Consider the following 7,457-nt stretch of genomic DNA (forward strand, 5'->3'; position numbering starts at 1 on the left):
AGCACGATGACCGCGATCCACCACAGTGCCTTCAACGCGAAACCCGCACCGAAGAGGATCAGAGCCAGCAGAAGAACCAGAAGCAGGGGAACCATTGTTATCAACCTCCTGGCCACCGCATGCCCTTACATCACGCTCACAAGCACATAAAACGTGTGTTTCTTTCAGGAAGTCCGGGGCATACGCGTACGCTGACCTCCGCCGCACACGGTTCCCCCAGTCCCGCCCCTCACACACCGCAGCAGCGACTCACGCGGCGCGGCAGCGGCTCGCACCGATGGACAGCTCATGTGAATGACAGTCGATGGAAGGAACAGTGGCGCACCCCTCGGCTTGGACCGAGGGATGTGAGGATTCCGCGTCTGCGGCGCCCCCTCACACAGGGGCGACCGCTCCGCTCACCGCCGCCATCCCGACCGTCCTGGCCGCATCGCTGGCCGGCCACACCTCCGCCCACGCCGTACCCCCTGCAGCCGCGTCGACCGCCGCGGCCCGGCACCAGATCGCGTGCCCCCGCGGGTTCGTGCGCATCCACCCCGACATCTGCTCCGACGGCCAGTCCTACGTCGAACGCGACATCGACTGCTCGGTGCGGCACCTGCCGGACCACACCCGAGGACAGGGCAGTTCGGTCGCCATCAACAGCAGTCGCACCCGTGGGTCCACCCGAGGGCCCGCTTCAGACCTCGATGTACGCGACGACCACGACGGTGCGCAGAGCGGTCACGAAGTACAGCACGCGCACGGTTTCCACCTCGTCGGTGTACTGGCGCAGGCTCGGCCCGCTGCTGTCGCCGGGCAGCGGCTCCCCGGCATCGGGGTCGACCGAGATGACGACCAGGGCGCGATCCAGGGCGTGGAGGTCGGCCTCGGTGGTGATGTTCTCCAGTTGCTTGGCGGCGGCGTCGGCTAAGGCGATGCGGGCGCGCCGCGGGCCGTGCTGTGTGGGCATCAGCCGACGGCCGAGCGCCGGCGGGCGAGGCGGGCGAGATGGGTTTCGCGAAGGTCTTCCCAGGGCGTGCAGTCTTCCACCGCGGGCAGGCCGTTGGCGGCGATGTCCTCCAGTACGGCGGCGAATTCGTCCGCCCTCGCCCGGGTCTGGGCCGCGTAGGCGCGCACCGCGTCCGCGGCGGCCGGCTCCAGCGGTCGGCGGACGCTGTCGGCACAGGCCGGCTCTTGGCTCATCACAGGCTCCCGGGACCAGGCAGGCGTGTCCCTCTCACGATAGTGCCGGCAGCGCACGTTCCGGCACCCCTTGCTGAACAGCCCCAGCTCTTGGGCGTGGACCTGGCCTGAGCGTGTCAGGGCGGGGGCGTGACAGCTTGCCTTCGCGGCGAGCCCGGGCGCGAGCGTCGAGCGTCCGCCGTGCCGGGGCCGGTGCCAAGCGGGCACCGAGCAGGGTGGTACCCACGGATGATGTCGGGCACCGCAGGGTGGGCGGTGAGCAGGGAACGGACAATTCACCATATGATGAAACTATGACTACGGGACGCGGTGCTCCACCTGCAGAGTTCGGTCGGAGCAGCAGGAAGGCGGCAGCGCGCGGCCCCCGGGACGGCCGGGGAGTGATTGCCGAGAGGATCCTCGCGGCCGCCCGCGCCTCGTTCTCCGCTCAGGGGTACGCCACTACGACTCTGCGCTCGGTGGCGCGTGCTGCCGAGGTGGATCCTTCCCTGGTCAGCTACTACTTCAAGAGCAAGAAGGGACTCTTCGAGGCTGCGCTGGCTCCGCCGGACAGCTTCATGGAAGGTGTCCACAAGGCGGCCATCGCTCCACCGCACGAGCGGGGGACGGCCATAGTCACTGCCATGCTGGGCCTGTGGGATGACCCCGCTGCGGCGGCCGTCTTGCGGTCGATCATCCTCACGGCCTCGCACGAGGCTTCCGCGCTGGAGCGGCTGCGCAGTCTGTTCTCGGATCAGGTCCTGACCGCAGTGGCCCACTCGCTGTCGAGCACGGAGCGGGACTGCCGCGCCGGCCTCGTCGCCTCGCAGATGGTGGGGCTGGCCATGACCCGCTACGTATGGCGATTCGGGCCCATGGCCGAGTTGCCCTCCGACCGAGTCGTCGAACTGATTGCACCCACGATCCAGCGTTACCTGTTCGACCCACTCGACTGATCGCCTGGCCAGGACTCCCAGCGTGCGGGGTGAAGCGCTGGTGCGCGTGGCGGTTGCCGCCGCCCAGCACACTCCAAAGGCGGGAAGTGCCCAGCCACCCCAAGTGCGCCGAAACGCTGGACGCCATACCGAGCCTCCCCACGGGGTGCGGGGGTGCCCCCGGCTGCAGCATCTCGACATGTGATGACGTCCCGCTCCCCGGGCAGGCCCTTCGGCTTGCCCGGGGAGCGGGAAGGGGCGGCCGGGCCGGCGACGCCGAGCGGAACGGCACGCATCGGCGCCTGCACGAGCCGGCCCGCCGGCCGGAGCCGCGGAGACTCCGCCTAAGCGGCCCTGCCGGTATCGCGAGGTCCGGAAGGTGGCGCACGCCCTTCGGCTCCTGCAGCCGAGTGACCACGACCTTTCCACACCCAGCCCGGCGGCATCGCACGGGCAGCGCTACGCGCCCCATCCCGATCCGCCACCGGGCACAGCCCCCGGCCCGTCTGGAACGGGCGCGCCCAAGAGGGGCCGCCCCCGGCGCCGCTCACCTGCCTAGGCCACCTCGACCTGGCGGCGCGAGCCCCCGATGGGACTCCCGGCCCTCCGCATCCCGAGTGGACGATCGCCCAGAACGGCGCCGTCCGGGACGGTGGCGCCGATCACCGAGGCCACCCGCTCCAGTGCCACCTCAGGCCGGTTGACGGTCTTGCGCGGCAGCACCGTGCCCTTCCGCCGACCGCCTCGAGCGGACAGAGGCGCCTTTCGAAGGGGTTGCACGCCCACGTAAATTCAACATACGATGAAATTAATCAAGTCATACCATCCCATTCGGATCAGGGGTCCCCCATGCCCGGACAGGCTCGAAGCACCGTAAATCGCACGATATCCGGCACAGAAAGGGGTCAGAGGCGGCTGAACGGGCCGCAGACCAGTGGTCGCGACTACCGCAATCTCTCGTGCGCGCAGCACGGGGTGGTGACCGAGCTCAACGTGTCGATCCCCATGCGGGACGGCGTCAACCTGCTCGCCGACATACGCCGACCGGAGAAGCCGGGCGCGTATCCCGTCCTGATCAGCGCCTCTCCCTACCCCAGGCAACTCCAGGACGTCCTCGTACCTCTCGGTGTGGTCGAAGCAGGTATGGACGACTTCTTCGTCCCACGTGGTTACGTCCACGTCACGGTGAACGAGCGAGGCACCAACGACTCCGGGGGACGCTGGACGATCTTCGACTCCGCGGAACGGCAAGACCTGTACGACGTCGTCGAGTGGGCCGGCACCCAGTCGTGGTCGTCGGGCGCGGTGGGCATGCTCGGAATCAGCTACTTCGCGATGGCCCAGCTGGGAGCAGCGGTGGCGGCTCCGCCCCACCTGAAGGCGATCTTCCCTCTCGGCCTCAGCTCAGATCTGTATGAACTCGTCTGGCACGGCGGCCTGCTCAACAGCGCCTTCATCTCCGGTTGGACGACGATGCTCGGCATTGCCACCACACGGTCGGACAAGATGCTGCGGGGCCCCGCCGTGGCCGCACTTCGCAAGATCTTCCAGCACCCTGGGCTGCACGCCAAACTGCAGCACACGAACGGTGAGGCCGCGCTCGCCACTCTGCAGAGGTTCGCTCGTGGAACCTACCCCGCCGACCCCTGGGACGAGCTCTGGCAGAACCTCGCCGTCGAGCGCCCCTTCCGGGACGAGTGGTGGCAGGAACGCAACCTCCTGGAGAAGCTCGCCGACGTGAAAGTCCCCGTCTACCTCGGCTGCGAATGGGACAACACGCCGGTCCACCTGCCGTCCACCTTCGACACCTGGGACGGCTTCCAGCGCCTTTCGGACGAGAGCCGCCCTCCGGTGCGCATGACGCTGCTGGGTGAAGGCGGTCTGGGATGGCCCTGGGAAAGCATGCACGTCGAGGCCCTCGCCTGGTTCGACCACTGGCTCAAGGGGCAGGACACCGGCATCTTGGAAGGGCCTCCCGTCCGCTACTTCCTGCCGGAGGCCGACCAGTGGCGCACCAGCGAGACTTGGCCGCCCGCCGACTCCCGCCTCGCTTCCTTCCACCTTGCGTCCGACGGCGTGCTCAGCCGGCACGGCGGCACAGAGGGCAGCCGCCGCTACCTCGCCCACGGCGAGAGGATCGACCGCTCCAAGGCGGCGCACAAGCCGGACTTCCCCGCCGCTCTGAGCTGGACCACTCCAGCGCTGACGACCGAATTGGACTTCGCCGGGAACATCGAGCTCCAGATGGATGCCGCGATCACGGACGCCGACACGAGTTGGATCATCGCGCTCGAGGACGTTGCACCTGACGGATCTGCGACCTTCATCACGGCGGGCTGGCAACGCGCAGCGCTGCGGACCGTCAACGAGGAACGAAGTGTCCCCGGCCGACCCGTCCTCGACTGCGACACTCCGATCGCGGTCCCGCCGAACAAGTCAGTCCGGTACCGCATCCCACTCTGTCCGAACGCCCGTCGCCTGCACGCGGGGCACAGCCTTCGACTCACCGTCGGCAGCTCCGACGCGACGGGCGCAGTCCCGTCGAACATGGGGTTCACACACCTCGCCGCCGGCGGCCCGTCCATCAACACAGTCTTCGCGACGTCGACGCTCTTGCTGCCTCTCCTCCCCTGACACAGGAAGGAACACCTTCCGCCTTCATGCCAGGCAGACGGACGCCGGGAGGAGCGTCGAGCGTGCAGCCGACGAAGGGTGCTTGTGCCGGCGACAGGGACGTCTCGTTTGGGAACTCCCTGCGCTGCCAGGGCCAACTGGCTGCCCACGCGGCCGACCAGCGGCTCAGCGATGTCGGGGACTTCGACCACAGCACGACGGTGCACAAGGCCCTGCCCCAGGTGGGGCACGAGTTCGACACCGTCCGTTGATCAGCCATCCCGCCGCCACTTCCGGGGCGCTCCAGCGGAGTAGAGACACCCGGCGTATGCGCCCTGCCTGTCGTCGACCTCCACGCGGGGGGGGACGGGCTGTTCCGGTACGTTCGGGCGTTCGATGTAGGCTGGAAGGCTGGCGCGGTGCGACGAGAAACGCCGCGCTGCCCGCCCCGCCCACTGCGGACGGGCGTCTTCGGCAGCCCCGGGGGACTTCTGCGAAGCAGCGCTGGGGGCCGTCGTCGAACAGGCGATGCTGCGGTTCACATGTGCAGGGCAGTCTGGCGCAGCATGTGAGGCGTAGATACGTGGCCTTCGCGCAGGACTGTGGCTTCTACGCGCACGGCGATATCGGCTGCCAGCGAGCGGCCAGCACCCTTTCCGCCGCCCACCGGGCCGCGGCCACCGTGCCGTAGGTGGACCAGCTGCCGATGAGTACGACGCGTCTGCTTGGATTGAGGGGTTCGGGGCCCTGACGAGGTAGCCACAGTCCCGAATGAGCAAACCGTCTGCGCGTTCTCCCCGGTACGCAGTGCCGTCCCAGATGATCCCTCCCCCACCGGGATGGAAGGGCAACGACTCACTCAGGCGGCCAGGAGGCGGTGAGCGACCTCGTTGTTCCACGGTCCGCCGAGGACGAGCAGGTCGTGCTCGATCTCATGGCCCGGCACATGAGCAGACGGACGCACCTTTTCCAGGTCGACGTCTCGGTATGCGCTGTTGAGGAGGGGACCAACAGGGACAGGGCCCGAATCTGGCCCCGGCCGGCTACCGGATGCTGGTATCGGCCTGTGTCTATGTGTGCGATGTCCAGGACGACGGACAGCTCACGCCTCCGCGTGTCGCCATGTGCGGCGCGCCGGAAACAATCGTCGTGAGGTGTAGGTGAGTTGATGTCAGCTCACGCTGCGGTGGTTGAGGCTGGTCCTGGCTGCGTGGCGGATCCGCTTGGTGCGGCCGGCTTCAGCGAGGATCTCGATGGCCTCGGTGTTCGTCCCGGCGGCGGTCTTGAGCTGGAGCCAGTTGGATGACTCGAGCAGGTCGCCCGGTTGCCAGGGCAGTTTGAGCGAGATGGCGCGCAGGAGTGACCACTCTCGCAAGCGTTGAGCCAGGAAGGGGTGGTCGATCGTGGCCTGGGTCATCGCCTGCGCCCATGCCTCATAGCCGGGACCGGGGTGGAGGTATGCGGCGCGGCCGTCCAGGTGCCGCAGCACGGCGGACTGGGCCATCGTCCGGTCCGGATCGGTGAGCACGCGGGCGACCAGGTCGACCTCGTCCGGAACGGCCACCTGCTGCAGCTTGTCGAGGTAGACCGCGAAGCGGACGTGTTCATCAGGGGTCTGCAGGATGTCGTGGAGGTTCACGCGGCCTTCTCCTCTCGCTCGACCAGGACGCCGTACTCGAATACGTAATGGTTGACTTCCGCCTCCAGCGCGGCGGCAAGCATCCGGCGGGCGCCCTCGCGGACGATCTCGTCGATCAGGGAGCCGGACTGGGTGGAGCCGTCGTCGGTGACTACGCTGAGCACGGGCGTCGTACCTTCCCGACCCGCGCTGCAACGCGGGCCTACTCGGAGACCTTACGGACCATTCGGGAAGGTACGCCCTCCGCATGCCCTCCCGAAACCGATCCACAAGTCCTGAGCATTGCTCGCACGCCGGCAACCGTGCGGCCATGAGCCAACGCGCCAGCACGGCCGCGCAGGTGAGTACCGCGGCAACCCCTGCGCTGAGAACCTGCGAGCCCACGGCTTCCGCAATGCTGTCCATGTCACTCGCCCCTCCGGCCCTGTAGACCCTAGCGTTCACAGATGCCCAGGGGCTCTCATGCCCTTAGTGCATAGGTTCGCCGGGTTGATGCTCGTGGCGGTCGGATGTGCGGTGCCCGACCGGACCGATGGAGGCGCGACGGCTGAGTCCGTCCATGTGCGCAGAGCGACCGACCGGGCGGGGCAGAAACTGCATCCCGATCGTGCAGCGGGGCAGCACCGACTGGGCGCGCTTCCGGCGCGCGATGCCGCCGGCCTCGTCCGGCGGGAACCGTAGGGGCAGTGATCGCCCAGCTGGTGCAAGCCGACGACGGCGCCTGGGGACTCGTCGACACCCGGGGAGCGTGGGGCTTCGCATGAGCGAGGAGGAAGGCCCCGGCAGAACCTAAGGGAGCACTACTAGGGATCGTCTTCAAAGGTGATCAAGTGATGAGGGATCATGCTTGTCGTGGTGCGTCGTCATGAGCTTTCGGATGCCGAGTGGGCAGTGTTGTCGCGGTTCCTGCCGAGTTCGGGGACCGCAGGGCGGCCCCGTTTGGACGACCGGGTGGTACTGAACGGGATCGTGTGGAAGCTGCGGACCGGATCGGCCTGGCGTGACGTGCCGGAACGTTATGGCTCCTGGCAGACCTTGTACACGCGTTTTCGCAGGTGGGCTCTGGACGGCACCTTCTCGCGCATGCTGCGGGCCATCCAGGCGGA

The 7,457-nt window shown here is 68.1% G+C and carries 7 protein-coding genes and 2 pseudogenes; 4 read left to right on the plus strand and 5 right to left on the minus strand.

What is annotated here, in order from left to right:
* From GT045_RS39415 to GT045_RS02905, 3 genes and pseudogenes are all read right to left on the minus strand, one after another.
* Positions 1 to 95: pseudogene (locus tag GT045_RS39415) on the minus strand (hydrophobic protein); the annotation flags it as partial.
* A 584-nt stretch (positions 96 to 679) separates the two neighbouring features.
* Positions 680 to 952 (minus strand): hypothetical protein, encoded by a 273-nt coding sequence (locus GT045_RS02900; RefSeq protein ID WP_161333185.1) that lies wholly within the window; start codon positions 950 to 952, stop codon positions 680 to 682.
* Complete coding sequence (locus GT045_RS02905) at positions 952 to 1,185, minus strand: hypothetical protein (protein ID WP_161333186.1); 234 nt, start codon at positions 1,183 to 1,185, stop codon at positions 952 to 954. Before GT045_RS02905 ends, GT045_RS02900 begins: the two co-directional genes overlap by 1 nt.
* Positions 1,186 to 1,565: 380 nt before the next feature.
* On the opposite strand from GT045_RS02905, the gene GT045_RS02910 reads away from it, so the two are divergent.
* The 3 genes from GT045_RS02910 (at position 1,566) to GT045_RS38715 (ending at position 4,984) form a co-directional block, all read left to right on the plus strand.
* Positions 1,566 to 2,120 carry a TetR family transcriptional regulator gene (locus GT045_RS02910; protein WP_161333187.1) on the plus strand — a complete coding sequence of 185 codons (555 nt, stop codon included), beginning with the start codon at positions 1,566 to 1,568 and terminating at the stop codon, positions 2,118 to 2,120.
* 828 nt (positions 2,121 to 2,948) lie between these two features.
* Complete coding sequence (locus tag GT045_RS02915) at positions 2,949 to 4,733, plus strand: CocE/NonD family hydrolase (RefSeq protein ID WP_161333188.1); 1,785 nt, start codon at positions 2,949 to 2,951, stop codon at positions 4,731 to 4,733.
* A gap of 62 nt (positions 4,734 to 4,795) precedes the next feature.
* On the plus strand, positions 4,796 to 4,984 hold the full coding sequence (locus tag GT045_RS38715) for a hypothetical protein (protein ID WP_202526957.1): 189 nt from the start codon (positions 4,796 to 4,798) through the stop codon (positions 4,982 to 4,984).
* Positions 4,985 to 5,883: 899 nt separating this feature from the next.
* Here GT045_RS38715 and GT045_RS02920 read toward each other — a convergent pair.
* Together GT045_RS02920 and GT045_RS38720 are read right to left on the minus strand one after the other, a co-directional pair.
* A complete protein-coding gene (locus GT045_RS02920; RefSeq protein ID WP_161333189.1) occupies positions 5,884 to 6,351 on the minus strand; it encodes a hypothetical protein in 468 nt (155 codons plus the stop codon).
* A gap of 32 nt (positions 6,352 to 6,383) precedes the next feature.
* Positions 6,384 to 6,515: pseudogene (locus GT045_RS38720) on the minus strand (IS256 family transposase); the annotation flags it as partial.
* Between the two features lie 679 nt (positions 6,516 to 7,194).
* Here GT045_RS38720 and GT045_RS02925 point away from each other — a divergent pair.
* Positions 7,195 to 7,457: transposase (locus GT045_RS02925; RefSeq protein WP_161333190.1), on the plus strand; the 263-nt coding region annotated here is incomplete at its 3' end.

The organism is Streptomyces sp. SID486, assembly GCF_009865385.1.
Lineage (GTDB): Bacteria > Actinomycetota > Actinomycetes > Streptomycetales > Streptomycetaceae > Streptomyces.